This is a genomic window from Streptomyces mangrovisoli (assembly GCF_000974985.2).
GTDB lineage: Bacteria > Actinomycetota > Actinomycetes > Streptomycetales > Streptomycetaceae > Streptomyces > Streptomyces mangrovisoli.
Genome location: NZ_LAVA02000046.1, coordinates 97,109 through 114,330 on the forward strand (window position 1 = coordinate 97,109; position 17,222 = coordinate 114,330).

Genomic DNA, 17,222 nt, shown 5'->3' on the forward strand with positions numbered 1-17,222 from the left:
CGCGCGGAGAGCGTCTCGCCGGTCCGCCGGGGCCCTCGGGAACCGGGGAGACGCTCCCCTGGGTACGGCGGAACGTCAGCGGCCGAGCCCGGCACGCCAGTGCGCGTAGGTGGCGGCGATGCCGTCGCGCAGCGGAATCACGGGCTTCCAGCCGAGGCTCTCGATCCGGGAGATGTCCAGCAGCTTGCGCGGGGTGCCGTCGGGCCGGGTCGTGTCCCAGGCGATCCGGCCGGTGAAGCCGGTGACATCGGCGACCGTCTCGGCCAGTTCGCGAATGGTGAGGTCGCTGCCGCAGCCCACGTTGACCGGCTCGTCGGCGTCGTAGGAGCGCAGCAGCACCGCGCAGGCGGCGGCGAGGTCGTCGACGTGCAGGAACTCGCGGCGCGGGCTGCCGCTGCCCCACAGGACGACCTCGTCGCGCCCCTCGGCCACGGCCTCGTGAAAACGGCGGACCAGGGCGGGCAGCACGTGCGAGGTCTCCAGGTCGAAATTGTCGCCGGGGCCGTACAGATTGGTCGGCATGGCGCTGATGTACGACGCGCCGTACTGGCGCCGGTAGGACTGCACCTGGACGATGCCCGCGATCTTCGCCAGGGCGTACGCCTCGTTGGTGGGTTCCAGCGGGCCCGTCAGCAGCGCGTCCTCGCCGATGGGCTGCGGTGCGTGCTTGGGATAGATGCAGGACGAACCGAGGAACAGCAGGCGGTCCACGCCGGCGGCGTGGGCTCCGGCTATCACGCTCAGCTGTATCTGCAGGTTCTCCTCCAGGAACTGCACCGGCCGGGTGCTGTTGGCCATGATCCCGCCGACCTTCGCGGCGGCGAGGACGACCGCGTCGGGACGCAGGACGGCCAGCTCGGCCGCGGTGCGTCCGGCGTCGCGCAGGTCGAGTTCGGCACGGGAACGGGTGAGCACCTCGTGCCCGTCGGCGGCGAGGCGGCGGGCCACGGCGGATCCGACCAGGCCTCGGTGGCCGGCGACGAAGACACGGGCGCGTTCGGGCAGCAGGGATGCAGTCATGAGCCGGATCATGCCAGCCGCAGCCCGCCCGATCCGGCCGTATGACCAACTCCATGCAAATTTCCGGTAATTCACGACATACGTCCGCCCGACGGGCGTAGGGCCGGCACCCCGTGTCCCGGGGCCGGTCGGGGGAGGGAAACAGCGATGACCAAGACCGCACTGATCACCGGTGTGACCGGACAGGACGGTTCGTACCTCACGGAGCTCCTGCTCTCCAAGGGCTACCAGGTGCACGGCCTGCTGCGTCGATCGTCGAGCTTCAACACCGAGCGGATCGACCACATCTACCAGGGACCGCAGGAGGCCGACCGCAACTTCGTGCTGCATCACGCCGACCTCTCCGACGGAGTGGCGCTGGTGAACCTGCTGCGGGACATACAGCCCGACGAGGTGTACAACCTGGGCGCCCAGTCCCATGTGCGGGTCTCCTTCGACGCGCCGCTCTACACCGGGGACGTGACCGGCCTGAGCACGCTGCGGCTGCTGGAGGCGATCCGGGCCAGCGGCGTGCAGACCCGGATCTACCAGGCGTCGTCCTCGGAGATGTTCGGCGCCACCCCGCCCCCGCAGAACGAGACCACTCCTTTCCATCCGCGCAGCCCGTACGGCGCGGCGAAGGTCTTCGCCTACTGGACCACCGTCAACTACCGCGAGGCGTACGGCATGTTCGCGGTCAACGGCATCCTGTTCAACCACGAGTCGCCCCGCCGCGGCGAGACCTTCGTGACCCGAAAGATCACCCGTGCCGTGGCCCGGATCAAGATCGGTCTGCAGGACCGGCTCTACCTGGGCAACCTGGACGCGGTCCGGGACTGGGGCTACGCGCCCGAGTACGTCGAGGCCATGTGGCGGATGCTCCAGCACGACGAGCCGACGGACTACGTGGTCGCCACCGGCGTCGCCGCCACCGTGCGCCAGTTCCTGGAGACCGCGTTCGCCCACGCCGATCTCGACTGGAACGAGTACGTGCGCTACGACCCCAAGTACGAGCGGCCGAGCGAGGTGGACGCGCTGATCGGCGACTCCTCCAAGGCGCGGGAGACGCTGGGCTGGCGCTCCACGGTCCATGTGGAGGAGCTGGCCCGGATCATGGTCGACGCCGACATCCGGCAGGTGGAGAAGCAACTCGCCGGTGCCGCGGTGCGGATCGACCGCTAGGACGCCCAGGCCCCGGTCACCCAACTGCCCTTTCAGGGCGGGGTCGTTGCTCGACTTCCGTCACTGATGCACCGTCAATCTCCCGCAATTTCCTACTAGATGAGTCAAGTGCGCACCATCATGTGTCATGTACTCGTATGGTTCGCGAGCAAACCGTTCATGACGACCGCCCGCACCGAGGGGAAACGGGTGGTCTCGCACCGAGGCGAAGGGTCCGTGCGGGCCCGGAGGCCGGGGGGGTACACCATGCAAAAAGTGAGAGTCAGACAGAGATCCAGGGGGCTCAGCGCCGCTCTGGTCCTGTGCACCGCGGCCGGCCTCGGGGTCGTGGCCCTGCCCCAGCCGGCCGCCGCGCTCACCGCGCCGGTCGCCTTCACCGCCGATGATCTGCCGACCTGGCAGACCAACGGCATCGTGTGGGCCCTGGCGGAGGCGGGCGGCACCGTTTTCGCCGGTGGCACCTTCTCCCAGGTGCGGCCGCCCGAGGGAGGCAGCGGCACCGCCCAGGACGCGGTGAACTTCGTCGCGCTGAACGCGGCGACCGGCAATCCCACCTCGTGCAGCCTGTCCTTCACCGTGGGCAGCGGCACCGCGACCGTCCGGGCACTCGCCGTGTCCCCCGACAAGAAGACGCTGTACGCCGGCGGCTACTTCGGCGCCGTGAACGGCACGCCGGTCAGCAGCCTCGCCGCCATCGACATCGCCACCTGCACGCCCAAGGCCTCCTTCCACCCCAGCGTCTCCGCCACGGTCCGCGCCCTCGCGGTCACCAACGACACCGTCTACCTGGGCGGCGACTTCAGCTCGGTCGGCGGCAGCGCACACGCCAGGTACGCGGCGGTGGACGCCACCAGCGGCGCCGTCAAGCCGTTCCAGACGGACGTCGACGAGCCCGGCCGGGCCGTCGCCGTCACCCCGGACGGCCAGGACGTGATCATCGGCGGCGACTTCTTCACCGTCAACGGCGCGGACTCCCACGCCCTGGCCGTCGTCGACGCGACCACCGGCGCCAACGTCCGCACCTACCCGGGGTTCATCGAGACCAACTCCGTGGTCAAGGCGCTCGACACCGACGCCACCGGCTTCTACACCGGCAACGAGGGCACCGGCGGCGGGGTCTTCGACGGCCGCATCGCCCTGGACCTGTCCACGCTGAACCAGCGCTGGCGCGACACCTGCCTGGGAGCCACCCAGGCCGTCAAGTCCTACCAGAGCGTGCTCTACAGCGCCTCGCACGCCCACGACTGCTCCAGCGTCGGAGAGTTCCCGGACGGCCGCCGGCACCACCTGCTCGCGGAGCCCACGACCGGCACCAACAAGCTGGGCTGGTTCCCGGACACCAACGACGGCCTGGGCGAGGGCATCGGCCCGCGGGCCATGGTCGTCTCCACCACGTCCGACAACAAGTACATGTGGGTCGGCGGCGAGTTCACCACCGTCAACGGCGCCGCGGCCCAGGGCCTGACCCGCTTCGCGGCCTCGCCCGACACCGGCGCGCCCACCGTGCCGTCGGTCGGCGCCGAGTCGGTCAAGCCCACCGAGGCACACGTCCGCTGGCGCGCGAGCCTGGACACCGACGACACCACACTGACGTACAAGGTCTACCGCAACGGCGGCTCCACACCCGTCTACACCGTGGACGGCGACTCCGTGGAATGGTCCCGCCCGCAGTTGTCGTTCACCGACAAGAACGTCACACCGGGCTCGACCTACAGCTACCGGGTGACCGCCACCGACGGCGCGGGCAACGCCTCCGCGCTGTCCAGCACCGCCACGGTCACCGTGCCGACCTCCGCCGAGCCCTACGCCTCCAAGGTGCTCGGTGACGGCGCGAGCCTGTACTGGCGCTACGACGAGTCCACCACTCCGTTCGTCGGCGACACCTCGCCCAGCGACCAGAGCGGCATCCACGTCAACGCGCCCTCCCTGCGCCAGACCCCGGGCGCGGTGAACGGCCCGTCCACCGCCATCGGCTTCAACGGCAGCAACCAGTTCGTGTACAGCGACAAGCGCACCACGGTGCCGTCGGCGTACTCGATCGAGACCTGGTTCAAGACCACCACCACGCAGGGCGGCAAGCTGGTCGGCTTCGGCAACAACACCACGCAGGCCAGCAGCAATTACGACAAGCACGTCTACATGCGCAACGACGGCCGGCTGGTCTTCGGCGTGTGGACCGGCAGCGCCCGCACCGTGACCTCCTCCGCCGCCTACAACGACGGCAACTGGCACCATGTCGTCGCCACCCAGGGATCCTCCGGGATGGCGCTGTACGTCGACGGCGCCCAGGTCGGCACCCTCGACGAGACCACCAACCAGAGCTACAGCGGTTTCTGGCACGTCGGTGGCGACAACCTCAACGGGTGGCCGAACCAGCCCACCAGCAGCTACTTCTCCGGGCAGATCGACGAGACGGCGATCTACTCCTCGGTGCTGAGCGCGGCCCAGGTGCAGAGCCACTACGCCGCGGCCACCGCCCCGGCCGACACGGTGCAGACCGTCCAGGCGAGTGACGACACGTACGTCAACGCCGGTGCCGCGAGCACCAACTACGGCACCTCCACCTCGCTCGCGGTGCGCGGGAGCACGGCCTACGAGACGTATCTGCGCTTCACCCTGCCGGCGGCGCCGGCCGGGACCGTGCTCAAGAGCGCGCGGCTCGCGGTGAAGACGACCACGCTGAGCACGGCCGGCAGCCCGGACGACTTCGCCGTACGGCCGGTGACGGGCAGCTGGACCGAGTCGGGGACCACCTACACCTCCCGGCCCGCCCTCTCCTCCACCTCGATCGGCACCCTCAGCGGGGCGACCGACATCTCCACGGTCTACTCGGCGGCACTCGACACCACCGCACTCACACCCGCCCTCGGCGGCAGCTACGATCTCGCGCTCACCAGCACGGGATCGGACGCGCTGTGGCTGTGGTCCAGTGAGGCGTCGGCCGCGGAGGGCACTCCGCAGCTGGTGCTGACCTTCGGGGCGCCGTAAGCCGGGCGAACGCGCGGGGCACCGGACTCCACCGGTGTCCCGCGCATCCGGCCGGGCCCGCACCCTCGTGCGGGCCCGCATCCCGTACCAGCCCACGCACCCAGGCCCCCGAGGCCTCAGGAGTCACCATGCGCACTGCCCATCCCCGTGCCCTCCGCCGCGCCACGGCCGCCGGGGCACTCACCGTCCTGCTCGCGCTGGCAGGCTGCACCTCGGGCGGTGACACCAAGGCCGCCTCCTCCGCCCCGCAGCGCGTCTCCGACGACCAGGCCGCCGCCGTCCCCGACGACGAGGCTAGCCCCGCCCCGCAGGGTTCGTCCTCGCCGTCGAAGGTCCCGGTCCTGCCCGACGCCCAGCTCACGCCGGCGACCGGCTCCTTCACCGCGAAGGAGAAGAAGTACCTGCACGGACGCGTGCCCAAGAACATGGATCCGGCCGCCGTGCTCCAAATCGGCCAGGAAAGCTGCCAGCGGATCGAGCGGACCGCCGCACACGACAAGAACGCCGCGATCGGCGCGCTGATCGCCGGGGAGATCGAGGGCGCGGACGACGCGATCATCCATCTCTGCCCCAAGCAGCGGCCGCTGCTCGACGCGGCGGCCACCGGCTTCCCGGACGGCACCCGCAAGAAGCCGAAGCCGGGCACCTACCAGGCGTTGACCGACGCCAAGGGCTGTACCTGGAAGGCTCTCGGTGCCGGCGGAAGGGTACTGGGCTCCGGCCCCGGCCCGGGCAACGGCACCAAGAAGGTGACCGCGAAGGTCCCGGCCGGGACCACGTCGTTCGTCTCCTCGGGCTGCTACGCCTGGCTTCCCGTGTAGACGTCCTCGTACACACCGAGCAGGGTGCCCAGGACGGCGTCCATCGAGAAGGTCCCGGCGGTGAGTGCCCGGGCCGCGGCCGAGGCGGCCCGGCGCACGGGCGGTTCGAGCAGCCCGAGCACCGCCGGGGCGATGCCGTCCAGGCCGTCCACCACGCGCCCGGCCCCCGCGCGTTCGACGTCACGGGCCAGCCCGTTGGACTCGGTCACCACCACCGGGGTGCCCACCGCCATCGACTCCAGGACCGACATCGGGAACGGCTCGTCCACCGAGGGGAGCACGTACACATGCGCCCGGCGCAGTTCCTCCGCCATGCGCGCGCCGGTCAGCGGACCCGGGCAGCTCACCCGGTCCTGGAGCCCCAACTCGTCGATCCTGCGCCGCACGGCGGCGAGTTCGCCCTCGTCGGGACCGGCGACGACGAACGTCGCATCCGGCCGCCGGGCCAGGATCGCGGGCGCCGCCTCCACCAGGTCGACCGGACGTTTGCGCGCCTGGAGCCGGGCCGCGTAGAGGACGCGGGGCGGTCCGTCCGGGGCCGGCCCCGCCGGCTGCGCGGGGACGCCGTTGACCAGTCGCACCGCCCGGCCGAGGTCCGCGCTCCCCACCACGGCACGCAGATCGCGCAGTTCACGTGAGGTGAGGTGCAGCACGGCGGCGGCCCGGCGCAGCACCCGCCGTACCGCGAGCACGTCGAGCAGCCGGGCCGCGGCCCGCTCGCTCGGATCGACCATGCCGTGCGTCTGGAGCACCAGCGGCCGCCCCGCGCGCAGCGCGGCGAGTGCCACCGGCAGGGTCACCAGGTCACGCGCGAGATGGACATGGACCACGTCGGCGGAGCGCACCAGACGGTGCGCCCCGGCCAGCAGGGACGGCGAGGTCAGGCCGCTGAAACCCAGCGGCAGGACGCGGCGCGCCTGGTGCAGCCGCGCCGGCACGCCCTCCACGTCGTCGGGCAGCGGATGCGGGAAGCCGGCCGCGAGCGCGGTGAGTTCGGCGTCGTGCCCGCGTTCACGCAGGCCCTGGCAGAGGTTGAGGGCGACGCGGACCGGGCCGCCGAAGGCGTGGGTGGTGCTGTGCAGGGTGACCGCGTGCAGGACTCTCACGCCGGCTCCCCCACGGGCCGACGCCGGTTGTCGACGGTGTGCAGCATCAGTTCCGGCAGATCCTGGTGGACCACCGCGCCGGCGCCCACCACGGCGCAGCGGCCGACCTCGACGCCCGCGAGCACGGTGGCGCGGGCGGCGATCCAGGCACCGTCGGCCACGGAGATGGGCGCGTTGCGGTACCTGAAGTCGGCGGCGCGGTGATCATGGCTGCCGGTGCACAGCAGGGCCTCCTGCGACAGGCACACATGGGAACCGAGGGTCACCGGTTCGAGGTTGACGATCCACACGCCCTCCCCGATCCAGGTGTGGTCCCCGACCTTCAGCTTCCACGGCCACAGCACCCTCACCCGGTGCCGGATCAGCACCCCGGTGCCGATCTCCGCGCCGAACGCCCGCAGCAGGGCCACCCGTATCCGCGCCGGGGTGAACCACGCCATGAAGACCAGGTTCAGTACGGCGAACCACAGCGCCTGGACGAGGATGCCACGGCCCTTGTCGTATCCGGCCAGTGTGAAGGCCCGTAGATCACGCATCGCTGCCTTTCCCCCAAAGGCGCCTCCCCTGACGCCACTTGGTCACACTCTAGTGGCCAGAGGTTCACCGAGGGCGAGCCACCGGTACACTGCGCCGGGGGATCTTGACTCGGGGGCGGGGGCGCCATGACGCAGCAGACCGGACCTGTCGCGGACGCGGCCGCGCCGCCGTCGGCGGGCCCCGCCGAGCCCCGGGTGGCGCAGGCCCCGCGGTCCCTCTCCCCGCGCGCCCTGCTCTCGCGCGCGCTGTCCGTGCCGCTCGTCCTCGGCTTCGCCGTGTTCCTGCCGCTGCTGGTGCTCGTGCAGCAGGGCACCGGCCCGCACGACTCGGCGCTGTGGCTGCAGCTCGCGCTGACGATCTACGCGGGCGTGCGGATGTCGGCGATGATCCTCACGAGCCGCCGCAAACTGCTGGCCGGTTCGTTCTGGCTGTTCGTCTACATGGCCATGGGGGTGGCCCCGCTCGTCCAGGACGTGCTCGGCCGTACGCCGACCCCGGTGGTGGGTACCCGCAGCGATCTGACCGAGGCGGTCGCGCTGGTACTGATCGGCTGTGTGGCCTTCGACGTCGGCGCGCTGCTCGCCAGGCACCGGCCCGAGCGCCGACGCGAGGCGGCGACGCGGCCGGCGCTGGTGCACCGCCGTCGGCTGTATCTGCTGACCGTCCTCGCCTTCGCCGGGTCAGCCCTGCTCGTGGTCAAACTGGGCGGTCCCGCGGTGTTCTTCACGAGCCGTCAGGAGATCATCAGCAGTGTCGAGGAAGCGGGCCTCTCGCAGGCGGACTCGCAGGCGGGGCAGGCGATGGTGCGCGGCTTCGGCACCGTGCCCGCGCTGATCGCCTGGCTCGCCTACACACGCTGGCTGGTCACCTCCCGGCGCGCCCGGCGTTCCGTCGTGGTCATCGCCGTGTGGCTGGCGCTGGCCGCCCTCAACGCCGTGGTCAACAACCCCATCTCCAACCCGCGCTTCTGGTTCCTGACCGTCCTGTTCTCACTGCTGTTCACGCTCTTCCCGGTGAGCGCCGCGCTGTACCGGATCGCGCTCAGCCTCGGCGTGGTGGTCGCGCTGATCGTCTTCCCGTTCGCGGACCGGTTCCGCTACGACGACGCCAACTACCGTCCGCTGGAAACCACTTCGCCCTTCGAACCGCTGGTCCTCAAGGACTACGACCAGGTCGGCATGTTCGCCAACACCATCACCTATGTGGGATCGGGGCGCGGCCACACCTACGGCCGCCAGCTGGCCGGCGCGATGCTGTTCGCCGTCCCCCGGTCGATGTGGCCGGGCAAGCCGCTGGACACCGGCGTGGTGGTCGGCCAGTGGATGGGTGCCACCAACACCAACCTGTCCTCGCCCGTCTGGGCCGAACTGTGGATCGACTTCGGCCCGGTGGGCATGACCGCGGGGTTCGTGGCTCTGGGATACGCGGCCGCGCGGGTCGATCGCCGCTACGCCCGCCGCGCCGTGCGCCGGGCGCCGCCGGGCAGCCTGATCGCCGTGGTCGTACCCCTGGTGGCCGGCTACTCCTTCATCCTGCTGCGGGGGCCCCTGCTGCAGGCGTCGGGGCGGGTGGCGATCGCGGCGTGCTGCATCGCGCTCATCACCACGTTCCGGCAGGACCGGGCGACCGGGCTGCGCTGAGGCGCGAGGCGGGGGCGGCCGGGCGGCGGCACCACCCGGATCCCCCGGGCGCCGGTCACCGGGAGCCCAGGCGCCCGCGGAAGGGACCCGGCCGCCCGTGCGGGAAACTTGCGGGCGGCTCAGCCCGCGGGTACGACCGGGGCGGGCGCCGCCGCCGGCTCCTCCGCCGCCGGCAGCCGTACGACACGGGTCCAGGCCGCGACCGCCTTCAGCCCCGAGCCCACGGCCAGTCCCCAGGCCGCACCCAGGGCAGACGCGGTGAGCAGGTATCCGGCGAGCATCAGGACGACCGAGAGCAGCGAGAACAGCACCTGCACCGACAAGGTGGCACGCGGACTGAGCACCCGCAGTGTCACCAGGGCACAGGTCCCCAGGCCCATCACCGCGTACTGGGCGCCGGAAGCCGGCAGCAGCGAGGAGGCGGACTCCCAGGTGGCGCCGAGCAGTTGGTGTCCGACGGCGTCCGGAAGGCCGTACAGGACCAGTCCCCAGGCGAGGCCGACGGCACAGAGCACGAGACCGAGCCCGGCGGCGGCGCGGGTGGTGGCGCGGCGGCCGCCGAGCCCGCCGAGCAGCGGCGGGCCGAACGCGTTGACCGAGTTGAACAGGACGTTGAGCGGCCCGAACAGCGTGGTGGCGCCCCGCAGCGCGCCCACCGCGAGCGGCGCGGCGAACAGTCCGAGGCCGAGCACGGCGATCTGGCTGGAGGCGTTGCCGACGGCGAACTCGACCACGAATCGCTGCCCCAGGTGACCGCGGCGCACATAGGGGCGCACGTCGGCCCGCGCACCTCGCACATGCGGGCGCAGCAGGCGCAGGCCGAGCAGCAGCGCGGGCAGGGCGGACACGCCCCAGACGGCCACGAGCAGGCCCGGCGCCGCGTGCCGCGGCTGCACCAGCAGCGCGGGCACCACGGCGAGCAGGCGCAGCGTGTCGGCGGCCAACGCCAGGGCGGGGCGGCGCAGGGTGGAGAAGGCGTAGCGCAGCCCGTCCTGCACCAGCGCCGCGGGCAGCACCAGGCCGAGGGCGAGGAAGGCGCCGCCCGACCCGCCCCAGCTGCCCGAGACCGCGGCGGCGACCGCTCCGGCCACGGCCAGCAGGGCGCCGACCGCGGTGGAGGCCAGCGCGGTGAAGGCGATCGCCGACCTGCAGGCCGCCCCGGTCGCGGCGGGATCCGCCCGGGTCAGGACGACGGCCTGCCCGACGTAGGACATGTTGAGGCCGAGCAGCACCGTGAACGTCAGGTACACCATCGAGAACGTGGCGAAGCCGTGCGCGGTGGAGACCCGTGCGGCGATCACCAGCACCGCGATGTTGGTGAGGCTGGAAGCCGCCTGGTCCAGCACGGAGGCGAGGGCGGCCCCGGATCTGCGCGGTACGCGCGGCGGATGGCCCGGGGCGCTCACCGGTCCCCCGAGCCCACGGTACGCAGCGCGACCGTGTCGCTGCCGTCGCCGTGCCGCTCGGGATCGGTGCGGGGCCGGACCTCGGGGACGGCCGGACCGCCCTCGGTCCGGCGGGTGCGCCGGCCGCGGCGCGCGGCCGCCCCTGCCTCGGCGCGCCGGGACTCGGTGTGCGTGACGGCGCCGAGCACGGTGCCGCCCGCCCCCACGATCAGCTCGCGGACACGGACCAGGTCCGCCCGGTGCACGGTGCGCGGGTCGCACACGATGAGTACGCCGTCGACCCGGTCCACCAGGGCCAGGGCGTCGGCGTAGGCGAGCACCGGCGGGGCGACGACCACGAGCGCGGCCCCGGGATCCTCCGCCTCGGCGATCAGGCGCGTGGTACGGGCGGAGGTCAGGGCGCGCGGGACGTTGAGCACGCGCTCGCCGGGGACCAGACCGAAGGTGCCCGACCCGCCCGCGTCGACCACGAGGTGATCCTGGCTCGGCCACTCGCCGTCGGAGAGGTCCGCGGTGCGGCTCCAGCGGGGCCGGGACGCGGCCGTGACCTCGAGGCGTTCGGACAGCGACGGTCCGCGCAGGTCGGCCTCGACCAGCAGGACGTTCTTGCCCGTCTCGGCGAACGACGCGGCGAGATTCACCGCGACGGCGATGCTGGAGTTCATCGAGCCGCGCGGGGCGACGACGAGCAGGCGGCGCCGGTCCGCGAACCGGTCGTCGTAGGCGAGACGGAAGGCGATCGAACGGTACTCCTCCGCCGCCCGGGAATCGGTGTGCCCCACCACCAGGGCACCGGCCGAGCCCCGCGGCAGGACCCCGAGCACCGGTCCGCGCACCGCGCGTGCGACATCGCCCGCCGAGCGGGGCGCGGGGTCGAAGACCAGGCGCACCCAGGCCCCGAGCAGGCCGAGACCCACGCCGACCAGGCCTCCGAGGCCGAGCGAGAGGGGCAGCCCCGGGCCGTCGGACGCGGTGGGCGGGGTGGCGTTGCGGATCACGTTGCCGGGCGTCATGTCGAGCGCCTTCAAACTGGTGATCTTGGAGCGGAGGTCGGTGATGCGGTTGAGCAGGTTGGCCTGCACCGCGTACGCGGAGTCCGCAGCCGAACCGTCCGGAAGTGCCTTGAGCCGCTTGGTGAGTTCGTCGTTCTGCTTGGCGACCGGATCGAGCTGGCCCTGCAGGCTCTTGAGCATCGAGCCGCGGACGGACTCCCACTGCGCCTTGCGCAGGTCGATGTAGGCCTGGGTGAGCGCGTTGGCCCGGCGCGCAGCCTCCTTCGGGTCCGAGGCGGTGTACGTGAAGTGCAGCACCAGGGTCTGGGGCGGGTTGGTGACCTGGAGTCCGCGCTGGAGGCGGTCGACCTCCCCCACGCCCATCCCGAGCCGCTCCGCCGCCCCTTCGGCGACCTTGCGGCTGAGCGCGGTCTGGCGTTCGGAGCCCATGTTGAGGACCTTGTCGCTCGACAGGGTCGGGGCGAAGGGGTCGCTGGTCGGGGCGCGCAGCACGATGTCGGTCGTGGCCGCGTAGCTGTCCGCCCCGGTGACGCCGAGCCAGGCTCCGCCGAGCAGCCCGACGCCCACCCCCGAGCCGATCAGCCAGCGGTAGCGCAGCAGTTGGCGGAACTGCTCGCGCAACTGTTCCGGCTCGTCCTCCGCGCGTGCGGGACCGTGTGCCTCGCTCACCTGCCGGTTCCCCCCAAAGCTTCGTCGATCAGCGCGTCGATACGCGCCAGACCCGCCTCACTCGACAGATGAGCGGCCACATGGCGCGGGCCCGCCGCGCCCAACTCGGCCGCCATCAACGGATCTTCGGCGAGTCTACGCACCGCTGACAGAAAATGATCGGGATTCTCCGGTTCCACCAGCACCCCGGCGCCCGAGCGCAGCACCTCACGGGCCGTGCCGCCCTCGGCCGCGACCGAGGCCACCACGGGACGGCCCGCCGCGAAGTAGGACGTGAGCTTGGAGGGGACGCTCATGTCGAGGACGGAGGCCCGCTGGGTCACCGCGAGCACGTCGGCGGCGGCGAGGACGGCGGGGAAGTCGGCGTCGGCGGCCGGGGGCAGGATGTCCAGGTTCGGCAGGCCCTGCGCGCCACGGGCCAGGTCCGCGCGCTGACTGCCGTCGCCCATCAGCACGATCCGCGTGCCGGGATCGCGGCGGGCCGCCTCCACCAGGACGTCCAGCCCCTGCTTGAGGCCCATGTTGCCCGAGTGCAGGACCACGGTCTGGTCCGGCCGCCAGCCGAGGCGCTCGCGGGTGCGCGCCCTGTCCGCCGAAGTCGGCTCGATATGACTCCAGTTGGGCACCAGACGAATGCGTCCGGAGTCCACACCCATGGCCCGCACCCGCTCGACGAACGTCTCGTGGATGACGCCGACGAGCGTGGCCTGCCGCAGCACCCACGACTCGGCGCGCTCGGCCAGTTCCGCCGCCCGGCCGCCGCCCTGGATGCCGGACTGGGCCGCGGCGGCGCCCATCAGGTCCTGCACGACCGGCACGTACGGCGCCCGGTGCCGTGCCGCCAGCCGCGCCCCGAGCACTCCCCCGGCCAGGCTGGGCAGTTGGGCTAGCACGGCATCGACGCGGCCGGTGCGGGGCGGGGCCACCAGCCCGTGCAGCAGGATGGAACCCTCGAACACGCCCCGGCGCAGGGCGCTCTGACGGGCCGGAACACTGTGCCGGCGCCGGTGCACGGTGACTCCGCGGCGCCGCTCGGTGGCCCGCCAGACACGGCGGTAGCCCGGGTCCAGCCGCCAGGACGGATAGTGCGGGAGCCCGGCGAGGACGTGCGTGTCGTGGCCGCGGGCAGCCCAGTGTTCGGCGATTCCGGTGGCGTACGGCCCGATCCCGGTGTGTTCGGGAGCGTAGTTGGTGGACACCAGGAGCAGCCGGCGCACGGGACGCGCCTCACGGTCGCGACCCTCCTGGTCATTGTGTGTCACGCGTGGAACCTTCCCCCCGGACCGTCACAGCGGTCTCAACTGCGCGATGTGTCAGGCGAGTCGGCCGATTCCCCACCCGATCGCAAGCGAACATGGAAGCACACTCATTGTTCACCCTCGCTGCACCGTGCATGAACGCTATCTTCAAAGTCCGCGCTTTTCCGTAAAGGAAGGCGCATCGGGGGACATCGCCGATCGAGGGGGAATCTGTGCCACCGAGCAAGCCGTATCGCGTGGGCTACGCACCCGGCGCCTACGATCTGTTCCACATCGGGCACCTGAACATCCTGCGGCACGCCCGCGCCCAGTGCGACTACCTGGTGGCGGGCGTGGTCTCCGACGAGATGGCCGAACGCGCCAAGGGCAGGCGACCGATGATTCCGCTGGTCGAACGGCTGGAGATCGTCCGCAGCATCCAGTACGTGGACGCCGCGTTCGTGGAGACCGTGCCGGACAAGCTCCAGACGTGGAAACAGGTCCGGTTCGACGTCCTGTTCAAGGGCGACGACTGGCGGAACACCCCCAAGGGAGAGCGCCTGGAACAGGACTTCGCCACCGTCGGCGTGGACATCGTCTACTTCCCGTACACGGTGCACACCTCCAGCACCCAGCTCAGGCGCGCTCTTGACGCGCTGAGCGAGCCGCGGCTCAACGACGAACTGCGGACAGCTCCCGGAACCACTTGGTGAGAAAGGCCGCCAGGAACACCGCCGCGGCCACCGCCAGCGCCGTGTAGGCCCACCGGAAGACGCTGCCGGCGCCGAGCAGCAGGAACACGAGGCAGAACACCCCGTGATCGACCGGGAGCAGGGCCACGGCGCGGACCGTGGACGGCGCGGACCGTTCACCCACGGGCACCTTGGGCTTGAGCTGCTCGGTGAGCAGGCCGCCGAAGAAGGTCACGACAGCGGCGAACTGGAAGCCGAGCGGCACCAGCAGCCAGCCCTCGGAGGTGAACCCGAAGTGTCCGGGGCTGCGGTAGAAGGAGATCAGCACGGCGGTGTGCAGCGCGGTGATCTTGGCACAGTCGACGACGTGGTCGAGCCATTCACCCACGGCGCTGCCACCGCCGCGCAGCCGGGCGAGCTGGCCGTCGGCGGAGTCGAAGGCGAATCCGACGGCGAGGCCGAGCCACACGACCAGCCCGGCCGTCCAGCCCGGATCCGCCAGTGCCGTTCCGGCCACCGCCGCGAAGCTGAACACCGCGCTGATGAGCGTCACATGATTGGGTGTCAGTCCCAGGCGAAAGGCGCCCGCGGCCAGATACCGCCCCACCGGGCGGTTCACGAACCGTGAATAGAGGGAGACGCCTTTGGCGCTCTTCTGCGCGGACTTCAGCCGAGTCAGCGCCGAAACCGTACCACTACCGCTCATCGATCCCCCCGGACCTCGTCACTTGGCTGAGCCAACATCATCACAGCACAGGACGGCCGATGGTGAACTCTGGGTAAACTGCGCGGTGTTGTCGGGACCCGCGGTCCCGGACATCGCGATGCCGTCCTCGATGACACGCCGGCCGCAGCGGCCGCCCGCTCTCGAACCGGCTCGCGGCCTGCTCACGCCCGATCCGACCGAAGGCGCCCAGGCGGGGCGGGCCCTGGATCGGCGTGATCCTCACCGCGCTCGACGAGCGCAGCGTCGCCGGAAGGCGTCGGGGTCGTGGTGGCGGCCGATCAGCACGAAACGGCCCTGCCCCAGAAGGCCGTCGAAGCGTCCGGTGCGGTCGTTCACCCGGATCCGTCCCTGGACGCCGAGACGGCCGGCCCAGGGATCGCCGGCGAACCAGGTCCCGTTGCCGAGCCACCACTGGCGTACGGCGCCGGGAGGCAGGGCGTTCTCCCGTGCGGCACGAAGTTGTTCGTCGCGGCCGAGTAGGCGTCGAGAAGACTCGTGCCTGCGAGTCCGCGCAGGACGAGGTCGAGCTGCCAGGAGACGACGACGGCGTCGCACACCGGAGTTGAAGTCCTCACCGAAGAACGGCGGCATCAGGTGCGCGGAGTCGCCCGCGAGGACCACGCGGCCCGCGTGCCACGACTCGGACCAGTGCGCCCGGAACGTGTAGACGGCGTGCCGCTCCGGTGTCGCATTGTCGGGGGTGACGTCGAAGGGAGCCAGCAACCGCCAGGCCGTCTCGCGGCGGTTGAGGTCTTTCGTCGTCTCTCCCTCCAGGCGCATGAACTCCTTACGCCGGCGTCCCGGGCCGCCCAGGACGAGCGTGGTGGGACGGGACGGGCCGAGGATCTGGCCCAGGCGCGGAGTGAAGGTGCACTGCGGATCGTGCGGGACGACGTCGACGACGAGCCAGGGATGGGCGGCGAGCCGTGCGTCCAGATGCGTTCCAGGTCGGGCCGGCAGAAGCTGGCGCGCTCCGGCCAGCCCGACGGAGACGTCGCCCGATCGTGCCGGACGCCGAGGATCTCCCCGTCCGCCGAGCGGATCTCGGCCACCCGGCTGCCGTCGTCGGAGAAGAGGAGCTGCGGTGCCAGGCCGACGATGACCCGGGCGTTCTGCAGAGCGCGCAAGGTCTCGTGGCTGATGCCGACGGCCCGTGGGAGCGCGTACGGCTCCCGCCAGTTCTCGATCCGAGCGACCGAGGGGCCACGGTCGGCCAGCAGGAGGGCGCTGATCAGTCCGGTCGGGCTGGCGCCCACGACGACCACGTCGGCGACGGCGTCCGTGGCCGGGTAGGGGTCGGGGTACGTCATCCGTGCACTCCCCCAGCTCCAGGCGCGCCGGGCGGAGCGGCGGTGACAGGGTGGGACCGCTGGGTGCCTCGGATCCTCATGGGGCTGCTGCCGGGGCTTCGCCGCCTGCGTGGTACAGCGTCGGCATGCTCGAGGTCACCCCGGATGCAGCAAGGCAACGCTGTACCCCAGATGGCCGAACACGCGGTGCACCGTGGAGAGATCGATCCGGACTGCCCGGCGCTCACCTTCCTTCCGACCATGATCGTGGGGGCGGTGATCGCCCACGACCTGTCCGTCCCCCGGACACCGGCGCCGGGGGCGCTCGCCTCCTCCATCACGGCCGTCGTCCTCCCGGCTCTCGGACAGGCGCCTTCGCCGGCGGCGGCAACGACCGTTCCCGGCCGGTGGGAGACGTACCGCACGAGCGCTCCTCCAGGGACGACCGGCGAGCGGCCGAGGCGCTGACCGGCTCAGCCTTCGGCGGCCGCGCGGTCGCAGTCGCGACACACGACCTTCTCGTCGCCCCCTGGCGGGTACCACGCGTCGGAGCGTTCCTGCGGCATGTCGTAAGGGACGCGGATCATGTCACCCGTCTCACGGCCGCACAGCGTGCTCGACCCCGGCAGCCCGTCGGCGTCCGCGAGGGTCGCGTGCATGGTCCCGCGCTGCTCGGCGCGGCCGGCCTCGCCGGCTGCTCCGTGACCCTCACCTGGTGCGTAGACCGCAGCAATTCCATTCATGATCACGACGCTAGAGCTCCCAGGGCCCGGCCGCACCCGGAAAATCCGGCAAGGAGCCCGGGCGATCGGCGTCAGCCGCTCCTCGGTACGGCGGCGTCAGCCCCCGACGCTGAAGAAGGCAGGTTCGTCGCGACCGCGACGGTCGCAGCGGCCCCGGCGAGGGAACCCGATG

At 71.8% G+C, this 17,222-nt stretch carries 14 protein-coding genes and 1 pseudogene; 5 read left to right on the top strand and 10 right to left on the bottom strand.

Annotated features, from left to right (window positions below; translation table 11 throughout):
* Positions 1-75 precede the first annotated feature (75 nt).
* Positions 76-1,020 (bottom strand): GDP-L-fucose synthase family protein, encoded by a 945-nt coding sequence (locus WN71_RS20525; protein WP_079177990.1) that lies wholly within the window; start codon positions 1,018-1,020, stop codon positions 76-78.
* A gap of 147 nt (positions 1,021-1,167) precedes the next feature.
* Between WN71_RS20525 and gmd the strand changes: the two genes are divergently transcribed.
* From gmd to WN71_RS20540, 3 genes are all read left to right on the top strand, one after another.
* On the top strand, positions 1,168-2,181 hold the full coding sequence (gene gmd / locus WN71_RS20530) for a GDP-mannose 4,6-dehydratase (protein ID WP_046581988.1): 1,014 nt from the start codon (positions 1,168-1,170) through the stop codon (positions 2,179-2,181).
* A gap of 246 nt (positions 2,182-2,427) precedes the next feature.
* Positions 2,428-5,169 carry a LamG-like jellyroll fold domain-containing protein gene (locus tag WN71_RS20535; protein ID WP_079177983.1) on the top strand — a complete coding sequence of 914 codons (2,742 nt, stop codon included), beginning with the start codon at positions 2,428-2,430 and terminating at the stop codon, positions 5,167-5,169.
* 128 nt (positions 5,170-5,297) lie between these two features.
* Positions 5,298-5,990, top strand: a complete 693-nt coding sequence (locus WN71_RS20540) for a hypothetical protein (protein ID WP_046581989.1) — start codon at positions 5,298-5,300, stop codon at positions 5,988-5,990.
* Here WN71_RS20540 and WN71_RS20545 read toward each other — a convergent pair.
* Together WN71_RS20545 and WN71_RS20550 are read right to left on the bottom strand one after the other, a co-directional pair.
* Positions 5,969-7,096 carry a glycosyltransferase gene (locus WN71_RS20545; protein ID WP_046581990.1) on the bottom strand — a complete coding sequence of 376 codons (1,128 nt, stop codon included), beginning with the start codon at positions 7,094-7,096 and terminating at the stop codon, positions 5,969-5,971. The two genes, WN71_RS20540 and WN71_RS20545, sit on opposite strands and share 22 nt — an antisense overlap.
* A complete protein-coding gene (locus tag WN71_RS20550) occupies positions 7,093-7,632 on the bottom strand; it encodes a WcaF family extracellular polysaccharide biosynthesis acetyltransferase (protein WP_046581991.1) in 540 nt (179 codons plus the stop codon). The genes WN71_RS20545 and WN71_RS20550 overlap by 4 nt, the downstream gene beginning before the upstream one ends.
* 126 nt (positions 7,633-7,758) lie before the next feature.
* Here WN71_RS20550 and WN71_RS20555 point away from each other — a divergent pair, with 126 nt between their 5' ends.
* On the top strand, positions 7,759-9,273 hold the full coding sequence (locus WN71_RS20555; RefSeq protein ID WP_046581992.1) for a hypothetical protein: 1,515 nt from the start codon (positions 7,759-7,761) through the stop codon (positions 9,271-9,273).
* Between the two features lie 119 nt (positions 9,274-9,392).
* Here the strand turns inward: WN71_RS20555 and WN71_RS20560 are convergent, their stop codons facing one another.
* From WN71_RS20560 to WN71_RS20570, 3 genes are read right to left on the bottom strand one after another with little or no spacing between them, the layout of a single operon-like run.
* Positions 9,393-10,679, bottom strand: coding sequence for an MATE family efflux transporter (locus WN71_RS20560; RefSeq protein WP_046581993.1), 1,287 nt, complete (start codon positions 10,677-10,679; stop codon positions 9,393-9,395).
* Positions 10,676-12,361, bottom strand: coding sequence for an LPS biosynthesis protein (locus tag WN71_RS20565; protein WP_046581994.1), 1,686 nt, complete (start codon positions 12,359-12,361; stop codon positions 10,676-10,678). The genes WN71_RS20560 and WN71_RS20565 overlap by 4 nt, the downstream gene beginning before the upstream one ends.
* Complete coding sequence (locus WN71_RS20570) at positions 12,358-13,563, bottom strand: glycosyltransferase (protein ID WP_046582245.1); 1,206 nt, start codon at positions 13,561-13,563, stop codon at positions 12,358-12,360. Before WN71_RS20570 ends, WN71_RS20565 begins: the two co-directional genes overlap by 4 nt.
* 269 nt (positions 13,564-13,832) lie before the next feature.
* Here WN71_RS20570 and WN71_RS20575 point away from each other — a divergent pair, with 269 nt between their 5' ends.
* Positions 13,833-14,312, top strand: a complete 480-nt coding sequence (locus WN71_RS20575; RefSeq protein WP_046581995.1) for an FAD synthase family protein — start codon at positions 13,833-13,835, stop codon at positions 14,310-14,312.
* On the opposite strand, the gene WN71_RS20580 is transcribed toward WN71_RS20575, so the two are convergent.
* From WN71_RS20580 to WN71_RS20600, 4 genes and pseudogenes are all read right to left on the bottom strand, one after another.
* Complete coding sequence (locus tag WN71_RS20580) at positions 14,272-14,997, bottom strand: CDP-alcohol phosphatidyltransferase family protein (RefSeq protein ID WP_046581996.1); 726 nt, start codon at positions 14,995-14,997, stop codon at positions 14,272-14,274. The genes WN71_RS20575 and WN71_RS20580 overlap by 41 nt on opposite strands.
* Before the next feature lie 240 nt (positions 14,998-15,237).
* The gene (locus WN71_RS40975; protein WP_107469705.1) at positions 15,238-15,798 is read right to left on the bottom strand and encodes an FAD-dependent monooxygenase; all 561 of its coding nucleotides are present in this window, start codon (positions 15,796-15,798) and stop codon (positions 15,238-15,240) included.
* A 380-nt stretch (positions 15,799-16,178) separates the two neighbouring features.
* Positions 16,179-16,328, bottom strand: a pseudogene (locus tag WN71_RS43475) (FAD-dependent monooxygenase); the annotation flags it as partial.
* Between the two features lie 452 nt (positions 16,329-16,780).
* A complete protein-coding gene (locus tag WN71_RS20600; RefSeq protein WP_143074853.1) occupies positions 16,781-17,050 on the bottom strand; it encodes a hypothetical protein in 270 nt (89 codons plus the stop codon).
* Between the last annotated feature and the right edge of the window lie 172 nt (positions 17,051-17,222).